Annotated in this window: 18 protein-coding genes; 7 read left to right on the forward strand and 11 right to left on the reverse strand. The window is 61.8% G+C overall.

Translation table 11 applies throughout. The features are described 5' to 3' along the window. Positions 1-83: 83 nt before the first annotated feature. Genes HMPREF3036_RS01365 through HMPREF3036_RS01375 form a run of 3 tightly spaced genes read left to right on the forward strand, consistent with a single transcriptional unit; the run spans position 84 to position 2,354 of the window. Entirely contained in the window at positions 84-845 is a 762-nt protein-coding gene (locus HMPREF3036_RS01365) for a biotin--[acetyl-CoA-carboxylase] ligase (protein ID WP_005434123.1), read from the forward strand. After that, positions 826-1,620: a type III pantothenate kinase gene (locus tag HMPREF3036_RS01370; protein ID WP_005434122.1), complete on the forward strand. Its 795-nt coding sequence runs from the start codon at positions 826-828 to the stop codon at positions 1,618-1,620. The genes HMPREF3036_RS01365 and HMPREF3036_RS01370 overlap by 20 nt, the downstream gene beginning before the upstream one ends. Then, on the forward strand, positions 1,617-2,354 hold the full coding sequence (locus HMPREF3036_RS01375; protein ID WP_005434121.1) for a hypothetical protein: 738 nt from the start codon (positions 1,617-1,619) through the stop codon (positions 2,352-2,354). The genes HMPREF3036_RS01370 and HMPREF3036_RS01375 overlap by 4 nt, the downstream gene beginning before the upstream one ends. On the opposite strand, the gene HMPREF3036_RS01380 is transcribed toward HMPREF3036_RS01375, so the two are convergent. The 9 genes from HMPREF3036_RS01380 to HMPREF3036_RS01420 all read right to left on the reverse strand — a co-directional run bounded on the left by HMPREF3036_RS01380 (position 2,355) and on the right by HMPREF3036_RS01420 (position 10,969). Further along, positions 2,355-2,786, reverse strand: a complete 432-nt coding sequence (locus HMPREF3036_RS01380; protein ID WP_005434120.1) for an HIT family protein — start codon at positions 2,784-2,786, stop codon at positions 2,355-2,357. An 11-nt stretch (positions 2,787-2,797) separates the two neighbouring features. Beyond that, positions 2,798-3,013, reverse strand: coding sequence for a hypothetical protein (locus HMPREF3036_RS01385; protein WP_005434119.1), 216 nt, complete (start codon positions 3,011-3,013; stop codon positions 2,798-2,800). 2 nt (positions 3,014-3,015) lie between these two features. Beyond that, positions 3,016-4,428 (reverse strand): M20/M25/M40 family metallo-hydrolase, encoded by a 1,413-nt coding sequence (locus tag HMPREF3036_RS01390; protein WP_062330946.1) that lies wholly within the window; start codon positions 4,426-4,428, stop codon positions 3,016-3,018. A 36-nt stretch (positions 4,429-4,464) separates the two neighbouring features. Further along, positions 4,465-5,343 (reverse strand): septal ring lytic transglycosylase RlpA family protein, encoded by an 879-nt coding sequence (locus HMPREF3036_RS01395; protein ID WP_005434117.1) that lies wholly within the window; start codon positions 5,341-5,343, stop codon positions 4,465-4,467. 29 nt (positions 5,344-5,372) lie between these two features. Beyond that, a complete protein-coding gene (gene rodA / locus HMPREF3036_RS01400) occupies positions 5,373-6,485 on the reverse strand; it encodes a rod shape-determining protein RodA (RefSeq protein WP_062330949.1) in 1,113 nt (370 codons plus the stop codon). 14 nt (positions 6,486-6,499) lie between these two features. After that, positions 6,500-8,395 (reverse strand): penicillin-binding protein 2, encoded by a 1,896-nt coding sequence (mrdA, locus tag HMPREF3036_RS01405; RefSeq protein WP_062330952.1) that lies wholly within the window; start codon positions 8,393-8,395, stop codon positions 6,500-6,502. A 15-nt stretch (positions 8,396-8,410) separates the two neighbouring features. Further along, positions 8,411-8,950: a rod shape-determining protein MreD gene (gene mreD / locus HMPREF3036_RS01410; RefSeq protein WP_005434114.1), complete on the reverse strand. Its 540-nt coding sequence runs from the start codon at positions 8,948-8,950 to the stop codon at positions 8,411-8,413. Next, the gene (mreC, locus tag HMPREF3036_RS01415) at positions 8,947-9,840 is read right to left on the reverse strand and encodes a rod shape-determining protein MreC (protein ID WP_062330955.1); all 894 of its coding nucleotides are present in this window, start codon (positions 9,838-9,840) and stop codon (positions 8,947-8,949) included. The genes mreD and mreC overlap by 4 nt, the downstream gene beginning before the upstream one ends. Before the next feature lie 85 nt (positions 9,841-9,925). Beyond that, on the reverse strand, positions 9,926-10,969 hold the full coding sequence (locus HMPREF3036_RS01420) for a rod shape-determining protein (protein ID WP_005434112.1): 1,044 nt from the start codon (positions 10,967-10,969) through the stop codon (positions 9,926-9,928). Between the two features lie 265 nt (positions 10,970-11,234). Between HMPREF3036_RS01420 and gatC the strand changes: the two genes are divergently transcribed. Genes gatC through gatB form a run of 3 tightly spaced genes read left to right on the forward strand, consistent with a single transcriptional unit; the run spans position 11,235 to position 14,471 of the window. Continuing rightward, complete coding sequence (gatC, locus tag HMPREF3036_RS01425; RefSeq protein WP_005434111.1) at positions 11,235-11,522, forward strand: Asp-tRNA(Asn)/Glu-tRNA(Gln) amidotransferase subunit GatC; 288 nt, start codon at positions 11,235-11,237, stop codon at positions 11,520-11,522. A gap of 15 nt (positions 11,523-11,537) precedes the next feature. Then, positions 11,538-12,998: an Asp-tRNA(Asn)/Glu-tRNA(Gln) amidotransferase subunit GatA gene (gene gatA, locus HMPREF3036_RS01430; protein WP_062330957.1), complete on the forward strand. Its 1,461-nt coding sequence runs from the start codon at positions 11,538-11,540 to the stop codon at positions 12,996-12,998. A 21-nt stretch (positions 12,999-13,019) separates the two neighbouring features. Continuing rightward, positions 13,020-14,471, forward strand: coding sequence for an Asp-tRNA(Asn)/Glu-tRNA(Gln) amidotransferase subunit GatB (gatB, locus tag HMPREF3036_RS01435; protein WP_005434109.1), 1,452 nt, complete (start codon positions 13,020-13,022; stop codon positions 14,469-14,471). A 234-nt stretch (positions 14,472-14,705) separates the two neighbouring features. Here gatB and HMPREF3036_RS01440 read toward each other — a convergent pair whose 3' ends face one another. Further along, the gene (locus HMPREF3036_RS01440; protein WP_062330959.1) at positions 14,706-16,127 is read right to left on the reverse strand and encodes an ISL3 family transposase; all 1,422 of its coding nucleotides are present in this window, start codon (positions 16,125-16,127) and stop codon (positions 14,706-14,708) included. 127 nt (positions 16,128-16,254) lie between these two features. Between HMPREF3036_RS01440 and HMPREF3036_RS01445 the strand changes: the two genes are divergently transcribed. Continuing rightward, complete coding sequence (locus tag HMPREF3036_RS01445; protein ID WP_062330962.1) at positions 16,255-17,187, forward strand: LysR family transcriptional regulator; 933 nt, start codon at positions 16,255-16,257, stop codon at positions 17,185-17,187. A gap of 33 nt (positions 17,188-17,220) precedes the next feature. On the opposite strand, the gene HMPREF3036_RS01450 is transcribed toward HMPREF3036_RS01445, so the two are convergent. Then, positions 17,221-18,582, reverse strand: a complete 1,362-nt coding sequence (locus HMPREF3036_RS01450; RefSeq protein ID WP_062330965.1) for an RloB family protein — start codon at positions 18,580-18,582, stop codon at positions 17,221-17,223. Between the last annotated feature and the right edge of the window lie 313 nt (positions 18,583-18,895).

Raw genomic sequence — 18,895 nt, forward strand, 5'->3', positions numbered from 1 at the left:
TCATTGTAATCAACGCCTGAGGATGCCTGTCAAAGCTTTCTCAAAGCCTTCGGGAATTCAACTATGATTGACGGACTTTAGAAATGCTCCCGACGAAGGAGGATAAGTCCGTGGAGTCCTTTGACGTGCGCGTGGTTGAGGAGACAGGCTCGACCAACGACGACATGAAGACGCATGCGCGCAGCTCGCGCGTGAGCCGCCCGCTCGTGCTGGAGGCGAAGCATCAGACGATGGGGCGGGGTACGAGGGGCCGCGGCTGGAAGTCTCCAGAAGGCTGCCTGGCCTTTTCTCTTCTGCTGCCTTTTTCCATGATCAGGGTGCCCGTGTCGCTAGTGGCCATCGCCGTCGGCATGGGCGTGTGCAGCGCGCTGCGCGACGCAGGCCGCTTCGCCTGCATCAAGTGGCCCAACGACGTCTGGTTCGAGGGCGGAAAGTGCGGCGGCATTCTCTGCGAGTCGGTGAAGGACGCCGACGGGAGGAGCGTCCTGATCGCAGGCGTGGGCCTCAACCGTGACGGCGCCGCCGAACGAACGACGAACGGCTGGCCGATAAGCGGTCTCGGCGACGTGCTGGCGTGCTCCGATCACGCTGCGCCCAATCCCATGCTCGGGCCTCTTGTGACGGGAATCCTCGGCATTCTGACCCGCGACAGGGCGGATGTGGCGGCCGCCTGGCCCTTCTACGACGCCTTTGCCGGAAGAACGATCCGTCTCGAGGACGACGGTGGGGCGTGGAAAGGACTTAATATGGGCATTGACAGTCTCGGCCGTCTGCAGCTGAAGACGAATGAGGGCGTGAAGGCCTTTTTTTCTGGAACTTTTTTCAATGACGACGCTGCTTATTGACCTCGGGAACACCGCTCTGAAATGGACGCCCATTGAGGAGCCCGACAACCCGCATACCATCATCCACAAGGGCAGCACGCATTTCAAGGAAGAGCTCTACGACCTGTGGCTCAACATGCGCCCCAAGCGCATCATCGGCTGCACGGTCGCGGCGCCCGTCGTCGCCTTTTCGCTCACCAAGTTCTTCAATGACCACGGCATTCGATGGAACTGGGTGCGTACGCAGCCGTCCTTTCACGGTCGCATGACGCTCAACAACTGCTATGAAAACCCGGGACAGCTCGGCGCAGACCGCTGGTATGCCGCCGTTGGCGCGGCCGACGCCATGCTTGAGGAAAGGCGCTCGCTTCTTGTCGTGCACACAGGCACGGCCACGACCGTCGATTCCATCCTTTACCGCGAGAGCGGCGTCTACGACTTCATGGGCGGGCGCATCACGCTCGGTCCCACGCTGATGAAGACCTTCCTCACGAAGGGCATCCCCTCGCTCACCGATCTCGACGGCGCCTACGACGCGCTGCCGCGCTCCACGCGCGACGCCGTCATGACGGGCATCATCGATGCGCAGGTGGGGCTCATCCTGCGTGCGCGCAGCGTCATGAGGAGACAGGGCTTCGATCCCAAGGTGCTGCTTGCCGGCGGGTCCGCCAAGTTCATCGCACCCTATCTGCAGGAGGAGGTGCCTGATCTCATCGTCAAGCACAATCTAGTGCTGAGGGGACTTTCCGCTCTTGCGGGACAGCAGGCTGAAGGACTCGGGAGGGAGGACGCATGAGATATTTTGCCGTCACGCTTCTGCTGGCAGCGATGGGTGCTGCGGGCTATCTGGCCTGGACCGGCCTTCACCAGACCCCCGAGGTCATTCCGTCGGGCGAGGTCAAGACCGTTCGGGTGGACAACTTCGCCTATGCCTCTCCCGAGCTTGTGAAGCCCGAAAATCTGAAGGTCGAGGCGCCTGCCGTGCGTGACGAGGCCGTTCAGGCGGCGGAGGCGGCGGTCGAGGAGGCCGCGCCCGTTTTGGAGCCCGTTGACGAGGCGAAGCTCGAGGGGCTGACGTGTGTCGTTTTCGGTCCCTTGCAGGAAAAGCGCCTTCCCAAGCACCGCAGGTTCTTTGAAAAAGTCGACTTGATCAGAAAGATGAACATCGTTCCGTACAGCGATACGCGCTACGCCGTCTATGCGGGGCCCTTCACGCAGCAGAAGGCCCGGAAGAACCGCAAGGCGCTTTGCGGGGACGATCTTGAGAGCTGCTCGATCATGGAACTCAAGGCGGGCGGCCATGCCGTCGTGCTGAAGACCTTCTCCGATGAGAAGGCGGCGGAGCTCTGGTCGAAGAAGTTCGCCCTTGACAACGGTCTGACGAATGTCAGGGTGACCCGCTACAACCACGTTGCGGGCAGCCGCGTCGTGCTTGTCTTCAACGGGATTGCGGACCAGCAGGTCAAGGCGCTGCTCAAGCGCTCGAAGGCCGAGGGAATCGGCCTGAGCGTCTGTCCGAAGGGATTGTGATCAGCAGCCGAAGCGCTTTTCGAGCGCTTCGCGCAGCACGGGCTTGAGCGCCTCCGTCATGCGGCGGCGCTCGGCCTGAACGTCTGCGGGAACGTCGCGCTGCACCGGCCCCCAGGGGCATTCGGGGAAGTGGCTGTCGTCCTGCCAGCGCGCGATGACGTGCCAGTGCAGGTGCGGCACCATGTTGCCGAACTGGGCGAGATTCACCTTGTGCGGGCGGAGCGCCTTGATGATCTCCTCCTCAACCACGTTGAGAATGCCCCAGAGCTCCGTTCTTTCCTCGGACGTGAGCGAGGACATTTCGGGTACATGTCGACATGAGACAACCCTCAGGAAGCAGGGGAAGGCGGGATCCTCCGCATCGATGAGGTAGAAGTTTCCGTTGCGCCAGATTTCGGACTTGGCGCGGTCGGTGCAAAGCGGGCAGGTCATGTTGTTCTCCTTCAGTCCACGAGCCTGATGAGGCCGTTGTCGTCCTCGACGATTTCGTAATCCCATTTCTTGTTGCCCTGCATGTCCTCGCGCCAGGCGGCTTTGGGGACGTCGAGCTCGTCGAGCATGGCGTTGATGTACTGCTCGGCCTCAAACGGGGTGGCGAAGTTCTCCCATTCGCCGTTGCCCCAGTCGACGATGATCTGGGTGACGCAGTCTCTTCTCATGATCAGTTCTCCGACGGAATGCCGGCGATGAGCTCGGCGAAGACGCAGGTGAGCTTTTCAGCGTAGGCAAGGTCCAGCCATTCGTTGGGAGCGTGTGCGTTGCACGTGGGGCCGAGTGCGCCCGTGTTGACGAAGGGGCTCGTCGGGAAGGCGGCCTTGAAGGCGGGCAGCGTGCCGATGGAGGCGCCGCAGAAGAGGTAGCCCGTGCTGTTGCCGAAGATCGAGGCGCCTGCGTCCTCGAGCGTCTCGCGCAGCCAGCCGGAAGGCAGCGGCGAAACGAAGCCGGAGGCGGCTTCTGCGCGGCTCACGGTCACCTGTGCGCCGCAGGGCACGTTTTCGGTCAGGGTGCGGATGACGGCTTCGAGTGCGGCCTTCGCGTCAACGAGAGGCGGGGTCCTGAAGGACAGGCGAAGCGAGGTGTTGGATCGGAGCACGTTGCCCGCGTTGTCGCAGGGCGGGAGACCGTCGGCGCCCACGACGCACATGGAGGGCTTCCAAGTATTCGTCAGCAGGGCCTCAAAGGCGGTCTCGGCCTGAGCGTGCGTGTCGCCCGCCCAGTCGAAGCACTCGCGAACGTCGCCTTCCTGAGCAAGCGAGCGAAGGCATTCGAGAATGTCGGGCGGCACTTCGCAGTTGAGCTCGGGGAGCAGAAGCTCGCCCGTGGCGGCATCCTCGATGCGGTCGAGCAGGGCGCGCATGATGCGGAAGGAGCTGGGCACGACGCCGCTGGCCAGACCCGAATGAGACGGCGTGTTGAGCACGCGCACGTCGACCGTGAGCGAGACGGTGCCTCGCAACGACTGGGTGAGCCAGACGCGCTTCATGTCGTTGCAGCCGAGGTCGGCGATGGCGATGAAGGCGGGGTCGCCGATGCGCGGCGCAAGTTCCTGAATGTACCGGGCCAGATCACGGGAGCCGGATTCCTCGTCCGTCTCGAAGAGGCAGAAGATTTCGGGATGGGCTGCGCCGGCTTCTTCCAGAGCCTTCACGGCGGTGAGCGTCAGATAGTAGTTGTAGCCGTCGTCAACGCCTCCGCGGCCGTAGAGGCGGCCGTCGCGCACGACGGGCGTCCAGGGGCCGAGGCCTTCGCTCCAGCCTTCGGTTTCAGGCTGCTTGTCGAGATGGCCGTAGAAGAATGCAGGCTTGCCCTTGTGGCCGCCTGCGGTGGGAATGCGGATGAAGAGCGCGGGCGGAAACCCCGGCTTTTCAATGATTTCGAATTCGGCGCAGGGCAGGAGGCGGCGGCCCCATTCGGCCGAATCCTCAAGCGTACGCTTCAGAATGCCGTCGGACTCCCAGTTGGGATTGAAGGCGCGGGACTTGGCGGGAATGCGGATGAAGTCCTTCAGGCCTTCAAGCGTGTTGCCCATCCACGCACGGTGGATGGATTCGTAGACATTGGACGGGAGAGACATGAAATTTCCTCGACGAATTTTCGAAAACTTGAGCGGTTATTTCTGAACGGCAAAGGCGCCGCTGCCGATGATGTCCTTGACGTTCAGGGCGGCTGCGCGCGCTTCGTTGAGCGACATGCCGTTGCCGAGCACGACGCGGTATCCGCCGTTGTCGCGGACAAGGCGGGCGCTTCGGGCGGACGACGTGGAGGCCAGCACGGCCTCGGCGTGGGCGGCGTAGGCAAGCGCGTTGTCGCGCTCCGTGAAGAAGCCGATCTGCACGCTCCAGCCTGCGGCAGGCGCGGTCACGACGGCGTCGGCGGACGGCGTGGCGGACTGCACGGGCGCCTGAACCTGCGTGGAGTTCGTGACGGGATCAGTGAGGCCGTTGCCCGACTGCCACGTGCCTGCGGCGATTTCCTGATTGGTCAGGCGCTCGACGCGCACGCGCGCGGTGCCCTTGTTGGCGTAGTCAAGCGCCGTGGCGGCCGCGTAGGAAAGATCCATGACGCGGTTGTAGAGGAAGGGACCGCGGTCGTTGACGCGCACGATGACGGAGCGCCCGTTTTCAAGGTTGGTGATGCGGGCGTAGCTCGGTAGCGGCATCGTGGGATGGGCGGCCGACATGGCGTGCATGTTGTACGTTTCGCCTATGGCCGTCTTGTTGCCGTGGAACTGCTTGCCGTACCAGGAGGCGATGCCCGTCTGGTCCATCTTGACGTCGCTCGTGACGGGCACGTAGCGCTGCCCCATGACCGTGTAGGGACGCAGGGAGGCCGGGTAGAAGTGCTCGACGCGCGGCGTCGCGCTCGACGTGTCAAGCTCGGCCGACGAGGACGGAGGACCGTCGTGCTGATAGTACTTGGAACCTGTGGAACAGGCGCTCAACAGAAACGCGGCGGCGGCCGTGGCGGCGGCGAGGCAGATTTTGTTCATTGCGCGAAGCTCTTTTCTGATGCGGCGTGTCAATGCTTGGACTCGGCGGAAACGGAGAGCAGAATGCCCGTGCAGACGCCGAGAATGAGAAGGGCCGTGCCGCCGTAGCTCATGAAGGGCAGCGGCACGCCCACCACGGGCAGGATACCACTGACCATGCCCATGTTGACGAAGGTGTACGTGAAGAAGATGCAGCCGATGGCGCCCGCAAGGAGGCGGGAGAAGCGCGTTTCGGCGAAGGCCGCAATGTAGAAGCTGCGGCCGATGAGCGCAGTGTAGAGCGCAAGCAGGACGAGGTTGCCGACAAAGCCGAATTCCTCGCTGAAAACGGCGAAGAGGAAGTCGCTCGTGCGTTCGGGAATGAAGTCGAGATGGGCCTGCGTGCCTTCCATCCAGCCCTTGCCCGAGAAGCCGCCCGAGCCGATGGCGATGAGGGCCTGCAGAATGTGGAAGCCCTTGCCGAGCGGGTCCGCGGACGGATCGAGAAGCGTCAGCACGCGCTGACGCTGGTAGTCGTGCATCAGGCTCCAGATGACGGGCATCGACAGGATAAGGATGCCCGTGAGGGAAACAAGGATGCGCTTGCTCAGGCCTGCGAAGAAGATGACGGATGCGCCCGCGATGAGCACGAGGATCGAGGTGCCGAGGTCGGGCTGCTTCACGATGAGGCCGACGGGGACGGCCATGATGATGAAGGCCGTCAGATGGTCCCAGTTGCAGACGTTCTCCCCTCTGACGTTGTAGTACCAAGCGAGCATCATGGGGACCGCAAGCTTCATGAGCTCCGAGGGCTGGATGCACACGCCGACGTTGAGCCAGCGGGTGGCGCCCTTGACGGTCACGCCGAAGAAATGCGTCAGAAGCAGCAGCACACAGCCGACGATGAAGATCGGAACGGTCGCCTTCTGGAAGGCCTTCACGGGAATGCAGGACACGACGAGCATGACGACGCCTGCGACGGCGATGTTGCGAATCTGTCCCTCGATGCGCCACGGGAAGCTGTAGCCGGCGGAGAAGAGCGCGATGAAGCCGATCGTCGTCAGCGTGACGACGAGGGCGAGCAGCATCAGGTCGATGCGCAGCAGACGCGTTGCAAGGTACCTCAGGAACGCGTAGCCGGTTCTGGAAATGGTTTCAATCATTTCAAAATCGCTCCTCAGCGGTTGCGTCGCTGGGTGATGAGGGGAACGCCCTTCGGAGGCGGAAGCTCGAGCGAATTCGCGCCCGTGAGCCAGTAGTCGATGAGCTGTCGGGCAACGGGAGCGGCCGCCTGGGCGCCAAAGCCGCCGTTTTCAACAAGAACGGCAAGCGCGATGCGCGGATTGCGTGCAGGCGCGAACGCGATGAAGAGCGCGTGGTCGTGGTGCTTCTTCGCGAGCTTCTTGGCGTCGTACTTGTCGTCCTGGGCGATGGTGACGACCTGGGCGGTGCCCGTCTTGCAGGCGACCGTGTAGGGCACGCCCTTGAAGACGAAGCGGGCCGTGCCTTTGGTCGAGACGTCGGTCATGCCGGCAATCACGGTCTCCACGTTTCTGGACTTGAGCGGAATGACGGCGGCGGGTTCGACGGGAACGTCCTCGGCCTTGTTGGTCGACGGATCCGTGATCCTCTTGACGAGATGGGGCGTCATTACGATGCCCCTGTTGGCCAGCGTGGACGTGGCGTGCGCGAGCTGCAGCAGCGTGAATGCGTTGTAGCCCTGGCCGATGCCGATCGACGGTGTGTCGCCCACCATCCACGGCTGCTTCACGCGCGCCTCCTTCCACTCCCTGCTGGGCAGAACGCCCGTCTGCTCGCCCACGAGGTCGATGCCTGTCTTCTGGCCGAAGCCCCAGGGCACCATGAAGTCATGGATCGTGTCGACGCCCAAGCGGGTGGCGAGCCAGTAGTAGTAGACGTCAGACGAGACGGCGATCGACTTGCGAAGGTCGAGCCTGCCCTTGGACACGCCGCTCATGTCGCGGAACCTGTGCTTGCCGAGCGTGAAGACGCCCGTGTCGTCAAGGACGAAGTCCGCAGTCGTCGCTCCCGTCTCCAGGCCTGCGAGCGCAACGAACGGCTTGTACGTGGAGCCGATCGGATAGAGGCCGCGCATGGCGCGGTTGAGAAGTGGCTTCGTCTCGGCCGTGTTGAGTTGGGACCAGGACTTCGGATCGATGCCGCCTGGGAAGAGATTCGGATCGTAGGTCGGCATGGAGACGAAGGAGAGGATCTCACCCGTCTTGGGCTGGATGGCGATGACGGCGCCCACCTTTCCCTTCATGGCGTTTTCAGCGACGCGCTGAAGGTTCATGTCGATCGTCAGGTGCAGGTTCTTGCCTGCCTTGGGCGGCTCGAAGGCGAGAGAGCGCACGGCATGGCCGCCTGCGGTGATCTCCAGGGTCTCGTGTCCCGGAGTGCCGTGAAGGAGGCTCTCGTAGCTGCGCTCGATGCCGACCTTGCCGATGACGCGCTCACCCTCGTAGTCGTCGATGAGGCCCTCGCTGGTCAGGCGCTTCTTGTCGGACTGGGACAGGGAGCCGATGTAGCCGAGGATGTGGCTGCCGACGCTCCCTTCGGGATAGACGCGGTATTCGCGTTGGTTGATCTCGACGCCGGGAAAGCGCCACTGCTGGCCCGTGAAGACGGCGACCTCCTCGTCGGTGAGCTCCTGACGGATGGGGATCGAGTCATAGCGGTTGAGGTCTTCGCGCAGGCGCACGAAGCGGCGGCGGTCCGCCGTCGTGATGGGAATGATCTCCGAGAGCGCGTCGATGGTCTTCTCGAGGTCGGACACCTTGTCTGGCGTGATTTCCAGAGAGTAGGCGAGCGTGTTCTTCGCGAGCAGCTCGCCGTTGCGGTCGTAGATGAGGCCGCGGGCGGCCTGCGAGACAACCGTGACCGTGCGGTTCTTTTCCGCACGCTCCGTGTAGGCGTTCTTGTTGATGATCTGCAGCCACGCGAAGCGTCCGATCAGAACGCAGAAGAGCACGATCACCAGAAAGAAGACGAAGAGCAGACGCCTTCTGAAGGGAACCAGATCCGCGTCCACCTGCTTGAAGTCAAGCGCCACCTTGCCGACTCCCCCTTAAACGGACTCGCGACCGAGCGAGCGCCTCTCCGGAAGGGAGAGGATGAGGGAGGCGGCCGGCCACAGAAGGGCGCCCGTGAAGCTCTGGAGGAACCACGGGAAGCCGGGCCAGAGGCCGTCGAACCACAGGCGGATCATCAGGACGACGAGCTGGGACACGAGCAGCAGCGGCAGGATGTGCAGCGCCTGGCCCGCCAGTCCGAACCAGGGCAACCTGCGGTGTAGGGAGTAGGCCGAATAGGACAGGATGACGTAGGCGAGCGCCTGCTGGCCGAGGACGCTGCCGTTCTGCACGTCCATCAGAAGGCCGCAGATGAAGGCGATCGTCATGCCCACGTGACGCGGATGGTGGATCGTCCAGTAGATGAGCGTGAGCGCGAGCGGATCGGGAAGCCAGAGGACGTTCGCCGTCGAGCTTGCCAGATTGAGCAGGTAGCTGATCAGAAACGTGCTGATGATCCAGAGCGGGCGCGCGTGGGTCTGGATGTGCTCGCCGCCGCGTCCGTCATTCATGTCAAGGGTCTTGTACTGCTTCATCGTCCGGCTCTGCGCCTGATCGTGCTGTCCTTGTCCTTCTTGTCGAAGACGGACGTGACGTTGGGGTTCGTCAGAATGACCGTGGCGAACTGGATGTCCTCAAGCTCGACGCTCGGAATCACCGAGACGGCCATGTAGGTTTCGCCAGGTTTGTGAAGGGTTTCGTTCACGGTGCCCACCATGATCTGCCTTGGGAAGATCTTGTCGAGGCCGGACGTGACGAGTCGGTCGCCGCCCTTGATGTCCGCGGAGGGCTGCACGAAGAGCAGGTCCATCAGCTCTTCGCCGGTGCCCGCAAGAATGTAGCGTTCGCCCGTGCGCTCGTTCATGACGGCAATGCGCTGACGGTGGTCGGTGATGAGGGTGATCTCGGACTGGGTGGCGGCCACGCGTGTGATCTGGCCGAGAATGCCGAAGGCGCCGATGACGGGCATGCCCTGCACGATGCCGCTCTTCTCGCCGAGGTTGATCTGCAGGCGGCGCGTGAACTGGTCGGAGACGCGACCGAGCACTTCGCCCGTGACCACGCGGTCTGCCTCGCGGGGAACGGCGTTGACGAGCTGTCGAAGGCGCTCGTTCTCCTCGCGCATTTCACGGAGACGCGCGACTTCGAGCGAGAGCTTCTGATTTTCCTCGAGCAGCTGGTCGTTGGCGGTCTTGAGCTTGACCTTGCTGATGAAGTAGCCCTCGCCTTCGCCGAGCAGCGTGATGGGAAGCGTGGCGACGTGCACCATGGGCGTGGTGAAGCTGATCATCGCGCTGCGGAAGTTGTCGAGTGACCGAAGGCGCCCGTCGACCAGAATGAGGATGACGCAGATCAGAACGAAGAACAAAAATCTGGCTCGTGCAGAAATGCCTTGTCTGAAGAGTGGAGGCGGGCCGTATTCCATGAAGAGATGTCCTAGGGATCCTTGCCTTCGGTTGAAACAAAAAAATGCGCCCGGGACGGTCCCGCGGGAGCAGTCCTGGAAGTGCTTAGCCTGCCGCGAAGGCGGTGCGGAGCTTGTCCATGTTTTCAAGGGCGATGCCGCAGCCCTTCACCACGCAGTTGAGCGGTTCTTCGGCGACGTGCACGGGCAGGCCCGTCTCCTCCTTGAGGAGCTGGTCAAGGTCGCGCAGCAGGGCGCCGCCGCCCGTCAGCATGAGGCCGTGTTCGGCGATGTCGGCGCCGAGTTCGGGCGGCGTCTTCTCAAGGGCGTTCTTGACGGCGACGACGATCTGGTTGAGCGGCTCGGAGAGCGCCTCGAGAATCTCGTTGGAGTGGACGGTGAAGGTGCGGGGCACGCCTTCGGCGATGTTGCGGCCCTTGACTTCGATTTCCATGACTTCGGAGCCGGGGAAGGCGGAGCCGATCTTCTTCTTGATCATCTCGGCCGTCGGTTCGCCGATGAGCATGCCGAAGTTGCGGCGGATGTAGTTGATGATGGCCTGGTCGAACTTGTCGCCGCCCACGCGGACGGAGCCTGCGTAGACCATGCCGCCCAGCGAGATGAGGCCCACTTCCGTCGTGCCGCCGCCGATGTCGACGACGAGGGAGCCTGCAGCCTCGTTCACGGGAAGGCCCGCACCGATGGCGGCGGCCATCGGTTCTTCAATCAGGTAGACCTCGGAGGCGCCGGCGGCCAGAGCGCTTTCCTTGATCGCGCGGCGCTCGACCTGCGTGGAGCCGCAGGGAACGCAGATGATGATGCGCGGAGAGGGAGCGAAGAGACGGGACGGGCTGGCCATGCGGATGAACTGCTTGAGCATCTGCTCGGTCACCGTGAAGTCGGCGATCACGCCGTCCTTCATCGGGCGGATGGCGTTGATGTTGCCGGGCACACGGCCGAGCATCTGCTTGGCGGTGTGGCCGACGGCGTGAATCGTGGTCTTTCCGTTGGGACCGCCCTCCTGGCGGATGGCAACAACGCTGGGTTCATTCAGGACGATGCCCTTGCCGCGCATGTAGATGAGCGTGTTGGCGGTGCCGAGGTCAATGGCAAGGTCATTGGAGAAGTAATTGCGGAAGAATCCAAACATTTTCTGTTGCCTGGTGTAGGGTGAAGCGGCCGCTTCGAGGGAGGGAATGGAACGGTGCCGGAAGCGCTGAGATTCGCTGACGGCGCGGGTTTGGCGAGACCCAGAAGCAATCTGTTAATGATAAACTAACTGATCGCCCGCTGGAGTGTGAATTAGGTTCGCGAGCTTTGCTCTCTTGTGTTTGAGTGTTTCAAAGCTTTAAAAAAATCCTTAGCGGGAACTGAATACCATCCTCGAATTTAAACCGCATAAGAGAAGCACGACTATGTCCCTTACGATGGACGACATTCGCCGCATTGCCGACCTTGGCCGTATCGACATTTCTGATGAGCAGGCCAGGATCGTTCAGGGCGAACTCAACGATATTTTTCAGATGATCGAACGCATCAGCTCCGTGGATACGACGGGCATCGCTCCTATGCCCAATCCGCACGACGGCGTTCAGCGTCTGCGTGACGACGTCGTCTCGGAAGAGGTGGACCGCAGCGAAAACATGAAGAACGCACCGGAGCAGGCCGAAGGCTGCTTCCTAGTCCCCCAGGTCATTGAATAATCGAACGAGCAGGAAATGGAAAAGGACATTACTTTCGCTTCGGTGGCCGAACTGTCCCGAATGCTGGCCGCCCGTGAAGTTTCGGCGGTCGAACTCGCCCAGCACTATCTGGCCCGCATTGAAGCCCACAAGGATCTCAACGCCTTCCTCGACGTCCGTCCGGAAGCCACGCTCGAGCAGGCCCGTCAGGCCGACGAGCGCATTGCCGCGGGAACGGCCACGCTGCTCACCGGCATTCCCATCGCCCACAAGGACATCTTCGTGACGCGCGAATGGGCCTCCACCGCCGCCAGCCGCATGCTCGAGGGCTACATGAGTCCCTTTGACGCCACGGTCGTGCGCCAGCTCAAGGACGAGGGCATGGTCTGCCTCGGCAAGCTCAACTGCGACGAGTTTGCCATGGGTTCGGGCAATGAAAACTCCGCCTACGGCAAGGTCTTCAATCCCTGGGACGCGAACGCCGTTCCGGGTGGCTCCTCAGGCGGCTCCTCGAGCGCCGTGGCCGCAGGCCTCGCACCCATCGTCACGGGCACCGACACGGGCGGCTCCATCCGCGAGCCGGCCAGCTTCACCGGCGTGACCGGCATGAAGCCCACGTACGGTCGTCCGTCCCGTCTCGGCATGATCGCCTTCGCCTCCTCGCTCGACACGGCCGGTCTTCTCGGTCATTCCGCCGAGGACTGCGCATGGGTGCTCGGCAGCATGGTCGGCTTTGATCCCAAGGACTCCACGTCCGTCAACATGCCCACCGAGGACTTCAAGCGCCACCTCAACGACGGCGTCGCCGGCCTTCGCATCGGCGTGCCGCGCAAGTGGCTCGGCGAGGGGCTCGATCCCGAACTCCGTGCCTCCATTGAAGAGGCCATCGAAACGTACCGTCGCCTCGGTGCCGAAATCGTCGACATCGAGCTGCCGATGGCCGAGCTCGGCGTGCCCGTCTACTACGTCGTGGCCTGTGCCGAAGCCAGCTCCAACCTGTCCCGCTTCGACGGCGTTCGCTACGGTCATCGCGCCGCCGACTACACGGACATCGTGGACATGATCAAGAAGTCCCGCAACGAGGGCTTCGGTGCGGAACCCAAGCGCCGCATCATGATCGGAACGTACGTGCTTTCCCACGGCTACTACGACGCCTACTACCTGAAGGCTCAGAAGGTCCGTCGCCTGATCGCCAAGGAATTCCACGAAACCTTCAGAAAGGTCGACGTGATCATCAGCCCCGTGACGGCCGGCACCGCCTATGACTTCGGCGCCAATGCCGACCCCGTCTCGGCCTATCTGTCCGACCTCTACACCGTGCCTGCCTCTCTCGCGGGCCTACCCGGCATTTCCGTGCCGTGCGGCATCCATTCCAACGGCCGCCCGCTCGGCTTCCAGCTGCTCGGCGAAACGTTCAGTGAAGCCCGTCTGCTCGGGGTCGCGGCTGCCTGGCAGCGTGAAACGGACTGGCATCTTCGCCGTCCGGCCGGTTATTGAGAGTCTCAGGAGAAATAAACCATGCAGTGGGAAGTTGTGATCGGTCTTGAGACGCACGTTCAGCTCTCGACCCGTTCCAAGATTTTTTCCGGCGCCGCCCGCCACTTCGGCGACGAGCCCAACGTCAACGCCTGCTACGTTGACCTGGCTCTTCCCGGCAGCCTGCCGGTGCTCAACCACAGCGCCGTTGAGAAGGCCATCCGCTTCGGCCTCGCCATCGACGCCACGGTCGCGAATCATTCCGTTTTCGACCGCAAGAACTACTTCTATCCCGACCTGCCCAAGGGCTACCAGATCAGCCAGTTCGAGCTGCCGGTCGTCCTCGGCGGCAAGCTGACCTTCCCTGTTCAGCCCAAGAAGGGTGATCCGTACGTCAAGACCGTCAACCTGACGCGCGCCCATCTTGAGGAGGACGCCGGCAAGTCCATTCACGGCCTCGTCCAGGGCTGCTCCGGCATCGACCTCAATCGCGCCGGCACGCCGCTTCTCGAGATCGTGACGGAACCGGAAATGCGCTCCGCCGCCGAAGCCGTGGGCTACGCCCGCGCGCTTCACGCCCTCGTGGTCTGGCTCGGCATTTCGGACGGCAACATGCAGGAAGGCAACTTCCGCTGCGACGCCAACGTGTCCGTGCGCCCCGTCGGCCAGAAGGAGTTCGGCACGCGCTGCGAAATCAAGAACCTGAATTCCTTCCGCTTCCTGCAGGAAGCCATTGACTACGAAGTCCGTCGCCAGATCGAGCTCATCGAGGACGGCGGCAAGGTCGTTCAGGCCACCCGCCTCTATGACCCGGACAAGGGCGAGACGCGCCAGATGCGCACGAAGGAAGACTCGATGGACTACCGTTACTTCCCGGATCCCGATCTTCTTCCGCTCGAAATCAGCGACGAATGGATTGAAAGGGTTCGCGGCGAGATGCCCGAGCTTCCGCACCAGCTCTGCGAGCGCCTGCAGTCCGAATTCGGTCTGCCGCAGTACGACGCCTCGATGCTGACCGCCAGCCGCGACATCGCCGACTACTACGTTGCGCTTGCCGCCAAGGTCTCCGACCGCAAGATGGCCGCCAACTGGGTCATGGGCGAACTCTCCGCCGCCGTCAACGGCGTCGAGGGCATGACCTTCGGCAAGGCGCCCGTGACGCCTGAAATCCTCGCCGCGATTCTCGGCCGCATCCTCGACAATACCGTCAACCAGAAGGGCGCCAAGCAGATCTTTGCGGCCGTCTGGGAAGGAGAAGGCACCGACGTAGACGCGCTCATCGAGAGCAAGGGTCTGAAGCAGATTTCGGACACCGGCGCGCTCGAAGGCATCATCGATGAAGTGCTTGCGGCGAACCAGAAGTCCGTCGACGAGTTCCGCGCGGGCAAGCAGAAGGCCTTCAACGCCCTCGTGGGCCAGTGCATGAAGGCCACGCGCGGCAAGGCCAACCCCGCCCAGGTCAACGAGCTCCTTCGCAAGAAGCTCGGCGCCTGATCGGTTCGCCTGACCGGCAAATAAAAAAAGGCTCTTCCGACTTTTTGGGGAAATGAGGGTTTGTCAGCCCCCTCATCAGAAGGCGGGAGCGGCTTCTCGTTGAGAGATTCGCACAGTTCCATCTTTTAATTACCGAAATCGCGCCTAACGCTTGGTTTGAGGCTACGTTAAGCACACAGGCCTCCATCTCCACCAGGCAGCGCCTGATGAAGTTGAGTGCCTTTTGTCGGCGGCTCACGCCGCCGGGTAATTAAAGAAGAGAGGTCTCTCTCGTTCCATGCCGAGGTCTGTGTGGCAAAGGCGTGACTTGATCACTGCGGTCCACTCCCCTAGGAGCAGGAACGGGTTACGACCTCTGCCGGGGAAGGCGGCCTTGAGCTTCAGGGCGAAGTAATCAAAGCTCTTGTAGCCGTAGGCGATGCGCTTGATGAGCTTGGCTCTAGTGTTCACGCCCTCCAGAGGACCAGTGCTGATGCGGTGCTTACAGGCCGTCAGGATGCCGAAGCTGTGGTTCTTCAGCATCCTTGCGAACGTCGCCGCCTTCTTCAATTTATGGTCCTGTGCCAAAGCCTCAAATGCTTCAATGCTCTCGGCAAGCATCTCCGCAGCTTCCTCCTGCGACCAGGCATGCCAAATGCAGCGAACCATGTCCGCCAGAGGCAGCATCGTTGTCATCAGGTTGTTCGCCTTTCGAATCTCTTCAAGGCGCTCGCGGATAGTCGGCGTGAGTGAGTGTTCCAGCATCACCAGATCCCAAGCTGCCGTTCGCAGAATCCTCCGTGTAGCCCTCGCTTGATCCGAATTCTTGCCGAACTCTGCCTCCACTTCCTTGGCTTGCACTTGGCGAGCCTCTTTGAACACGTCGCCCCTCAAGTGTTGAATGACGTGAAACTGGTCAAAGACGATCTCCGCCTTTGGCAGGTACTTCTTGACGAGGGTTGGGTAGGCAGCATTCATATCGCAAGCCACGGCAATGATCTTGTCTTTGAGGCCTCGGTCGACAAGCATCTGGAAGACAGGCTCCACGGCCTTCTGCGATTTACCTTCGACCACCGCGAAGACATGCTTTGCCGGGTAACTGAGGAAGACCGTGGCGTACTTCTGCCCCTTGTGGATGGCTATCTCGTCAATGGCAATGATCCTGAGGTCTTGAATGTCCACGTCATTGAAGAATGGCTCGAGCTGCTCCTTGTCGAAGCGGCGAACGGCATCCCAACCGAGGTTGTATTTCGCGGCGACAGCCGTTGTCGAGGCGTCCTGAACCCGCATATGGTTTTGAATGAGCGCGATGAATCGGTTGGTGCACTGTTCGTGGTGCGCTATCCAAGGAATGGTTTCTGTGCGATGACACCCGCACTTGCACCTGACTCGCCGAATCGGCACAAAGAGCCAGACCACCGTAACGCCGGGGAACGGCGCGTCTCGGACCAAGCGGTATCGGGTGTCGTGGAGCTTGGTGCAGGGCTCCCCGCACTTGGGGCAAATAGCGGGTTCCATAGCCTCGAGCTTCAGTGTGAGTCCTTCTTGAGTACGGACGCTAGCAACTACGGTGTAGCCAGGAAAGAAGATCTGATTGAGGTTGCAGGGTGCGAGTTTTTGCGCAAGCAGGTCTGCGGAAGGTCGTTGACGGGAGGCTGCGTGGGGTAGAATCGTCATAGCGCGTTGCTCCTATCGTTGGGTTGTTTTTTATAACGATACAAGATCCAACGCGCTCTTTGTTTCTGGGCTAGCTCTGGTAGCACGGGGAAGCCCAATTTCCCCAAAATTCCAGAAGAGCCTCTTTTTGTGCACGCTCCACGAACTGCGTCATCTTGGTCAGACGGCGGCGCGCCTTTCGATCAGTCTGCCGAAAGCGAGCCGCACGCTCGCAGAAGCACGCAGGATTTTCGGTGATCCGCTCTTTCGCCGCTTCGGACGCGGGCTCGCCCCCACGGCCCGCGCGCAAGCCGTCGTCGAACAGTCGCGCCGCGTGCTCGAAGACATGCGCCTGCTCTTTGAGGAACCGAAATTCGATCCCAAGCACCTCACCCGAGTCTTTCGCATCGCCTGCCTCGACAACGCCTGCCCGATCATGATCGAGCCCATTCTGCCCGCGCTTCTGGAACTGGCTCCGAAAGTCGGCATCGCGATGACGCTTCACGATGAGCAGACCTTCACGCGGCTTCGAGCGGGCGAAGTCGACTTCGGCATCTTTCCGCCCGACCAGTTGCCGGAAGATTTCGAGTTCATGCCGCTTCTGAAGACGCCATACGTCCATGTCGTGCGAGCGGGCCACCCGCTCGAATCACTCCTTGAAAAGGAAGGCTGCTGCTCCAAACAGGCGCTCTCGCGCTACCGGCGCATTCAAATCGTCGTTCATCCGGATCACGACAATCCGGTTGAAGGCATTCCCGGACCGGCACCGATCCCGATGAATGCCGGCCAGACCGTCGTCTGGACGCAGTATTGGCTCGGGGCCGTACGCTTCATGCATGCCACCGATGCAGTGCTCACCCTGCCTTGGCGCACAGCTAAGGTACTCGCTCAAGAAAAGCCCCTCACCGTACTCGGACGCGCCGAAGGAGTGCCTTGGCTTGAACCTGCACTCATCTGGCATCGGCGAGTGTCCGCAGATCCGGCGATGCAGTGGATGCGAAGCCTCTTTGCCATCTACGTCAGAGGCGGCGCAAAGGTCGTGCCCGATGAGGTGAAGATCGGGCGGTTGACGCATTCTTGACCAATCGGATCTTTTATTGCCGGCGGAGGCGCTTCACTCAAGAGACCGAACCCAGAGGGCAAAGCATCTCAACGCCGCAATCACCTTGATGACCGTCTTCACCTGCTTGAAGAGCGAGACGCCGTTGAGGCTCATGTGCCCGAGCGACGTCGCGAGATACGTCATCTGGACGCTGATGAGATGCTGCGAGCCTTCCGTCGCCCGATCGATGTCCGAGTACCGATGCCACGGCACGTCCGTGAGGAAATGCCGCTCGAGCGTCTCAAGGTCCCTGAGAAACTCGTCGCGGTCGATTTGTGCGGCGACAAACTCGTCGGCGCCGGTCCGCGCAATGCCGGCAGCCCGCACGACGTTGAGCGCCGCCATTCTGCAGACGTTGGGCGACGAACGCCTTGCGGTCTTCGCAACAGGCTCGGTGGGCTGATCGGGAGCCTTTTCGGGTTCATTCCCAGTATTGTTCGGCGTCTTCGCCTCGGTTTTGGGCACTTCGATCGTGCGCCCGTTCACCGGACCGTGCGCCGCCTCAAAGGCCTCTTCGTGCGTCAGGCCCGCCATTTCGCAGAGCCTGTCGATGAGAAGCGGCATATCCGAGCCGTATGCGCCTGCGGGCGACGGCCTTTCCTTTGCCGCCTGCCAGGCGCGACCCACATGCTGACAAAGGTGCTTGTAGACCTCGTCGCCGTTTTTCTCGTAGCCCGGCAGATATTGCTTGAGCGTATTGAGGCACAGAAGCGGCGAGGCTTTTCGCTCAACGCGGATGCGCTTGACGATTTCGACGATCGTCTCCGACACTGCCGTCTCCTCCGTCGTCGTTTCGATCTCCCTTTCCTGATCCCAGGAAAGATTCCCGTCGAATGTGTCGAAGTGAAGCAGGAACCAATATTCGATGCACGGATTCGTGAAGGCCGTCTTGATGAACGGCACCTTCTGCGCGAGCTCGAACGCATGGCCGTAGCCCGCATGGGCATCCCGATCGAACACCAGCCAGGCTTCGTCATGAACGGGTTCGCCGATCGCACGCTTCCAGAGCATCTTGTGCGCGGTCTCCCTGAAGGCGATTGCCGGATCCTTGTCGACCGAAATGCTCACCTCAACGCGGTCCGAGAGTCCGAGCCGTGCGGCAAATTCCGCAAGGTAGCGGGCTTCGGTCTCACCCTCGCAGATGACGGCGATGCGCATGGTGCGCGCCCGCTCGTCCGTCTTCGGAGGACGTATCGACGCCATCCGCACCTTGACGAGTTCAAGCTCCTCGTCCGTTGCATCAAGCCGCTCCACGGGCCCGAACGTGCCGGCATCGGCATCAAACCGCACAAGCGCAAGCTTTCGGCGAATGCGGGGCGCCACCCGCTCGAAAAAGAGCCAGGAGGAGCCGTCCTTTTGACGTTCATAATGCATGACGCAATCCTTTTTGAGTAACGTTGCGTCAAGCTTATGACAGTTTGGGGAAACACCTGTGCCTAATTTGGAGGCAGTCTCATTTAAATTCGCCTCAAGGGCGAGGCGCGTTTTTACCCATTTGCCGGTTCACCAAGGCAGCGACACCTTGCCGGCAAGGTCGGGCGTGACGGTCGACGCCGGGGCCTTGCCGGGACGCATCCGGCGCATGACGGGGCACTGAATGCCGTCTGAACGAAACTTTTCTTTCACGCAAACCATCGACCAACACGCCCCCTAGGGCGATCTCATGAATTGTCACTAAAACGCTCCC

Source organism: Sutterella sp. KLE1602, from assembly GCF_001578585.1.
GTDB lineage: Bacteria > Pseudomonadota > Gammaproteobacteria > Burkholderiales > Burkholderiaceae_F > Sutterella > Sutterella wadsworthensis_A.

What these genes read in the sequence shown, in the direction of transcription:
- gatC (WP_005434111.1), top strand. Translation starts at nt 11,235, where the DNA reads ATGTCCCTTACGATGGACGACATTCGCCGCATTGCCGACCTTGGCCGT.
- mreD (WP_005434114.1), bottom strand. Translation starts at nt 8,950, where the DNA reads ATGAAGCAGTACAAGACCCTTGACATGAATGACGGACGCGGCGGCGAG.
- HMPREF3036_RS01390 (WP_062330946.1), bottom strand. Translation starts at nt 4,428, where the DNA reads ATGTCTCTCCCGTCCAATGTCTACGAATCCATCCACCGTGCGTGGATG.
- HMPREF3036_RS01440 (WP_062330959.1), bottom strand. Translation starts at nt 16,127, where the DNA reads ATGACGATTCTACCCCACGCAGCCTCCCGTCAACGACCTTCCGCAGAC.
- HMPREF3036_RS01370 (WP_005434122.1), top strand. Translation starts at nt 826, where the DNA reads ATGACGACGCTGCTTATTGACCTCGGGAACACCGCTCTGAAATGGACG.
- HMPREF3036_RS01395 (WP_005434117.1), bottom strand. Translation starts at nt 5,343, where the DNA reads ATGAACAAAATCTGCCTCGCCGCCGCCACGGCCGCCGCCGCGTTTCTG.
- HMPREF3036_RS01375 (WP_005434121.1), top strand. Translation starts at nt 1,617, where the DNA reads ATGAGATATTTTGCCGTCACGCTTCTGCTGGCAGCGATGGGTGCTGCG.
- HMPREF3036_RS01385 (WP_005434119.1), bottom strand. Translation starts at nt 3,013, where the DNA reads ATGAGAAGAGACTGCGTCACCCAGATCATCGTCGACTGGGGCAACGGC.
- HMPREF3036_RS01365 (WP_005434123.1), top strand. Translation starts at nt 84, where the DNA reads ATGCTCCCGACGAAGGAGGATAAGTCCGTGGAGTCCTTTGACGTGCGC.
- gatA (WP_062330957.1), top strand. Translation starts at nt 11,538, where the DNA reads ATGGAAAAGGACATTACTTTCGCTTCGGTGGCCGAACTGTCCCGAATG.
- rodA (WP_062330949.1), bottom strand. Translation starts at nt 6,485, where the DNA reads ATGATTGAAACCATTTCCAGAACCGGCTACGCGTTCCTGAGGTACCTT.
- HMPREF3036_RS01420 (WP_005434112.1), bottom strand. Translation starts at nt 10,969, where the DNA reads ATGTTTGGATTCTTCCGCAATTACTTCTCCAATGACCTTGCCATTGAC.
- HMPREF3036_RS01380 (WP_005434120.1), bottom strand. Translation starts at nt 2,786, where the DNA reads ATGACCTGCCCGCTTTGCACCGACCGCGCCAAGTCCGAAATCTGGCGC.
- gatB (WP_005434109.1), top strand. Translation starts at nt 13,020, where the DNA reads ATGCAGTGGGAAGTTGTGATCGGTCTTGAGACGCACGTTCAGCTCTCG.
- mreC (WP_062330955.1), bottom strand. Translation starts at nt 9,840, where the DNA reads ATGGAATACGGCCCGCCTCCACTCTTCAGACAAGGCATTTCTGCACGA.
- HMPREF3036_RS01450 (WP_062330965.1), bottom strand. Translation starts at nt 18,582, where the DNA reads ATGCATTATGAACGTCAAAAGGACGGCTCCTCCTGGCTCTTTTTCGAG.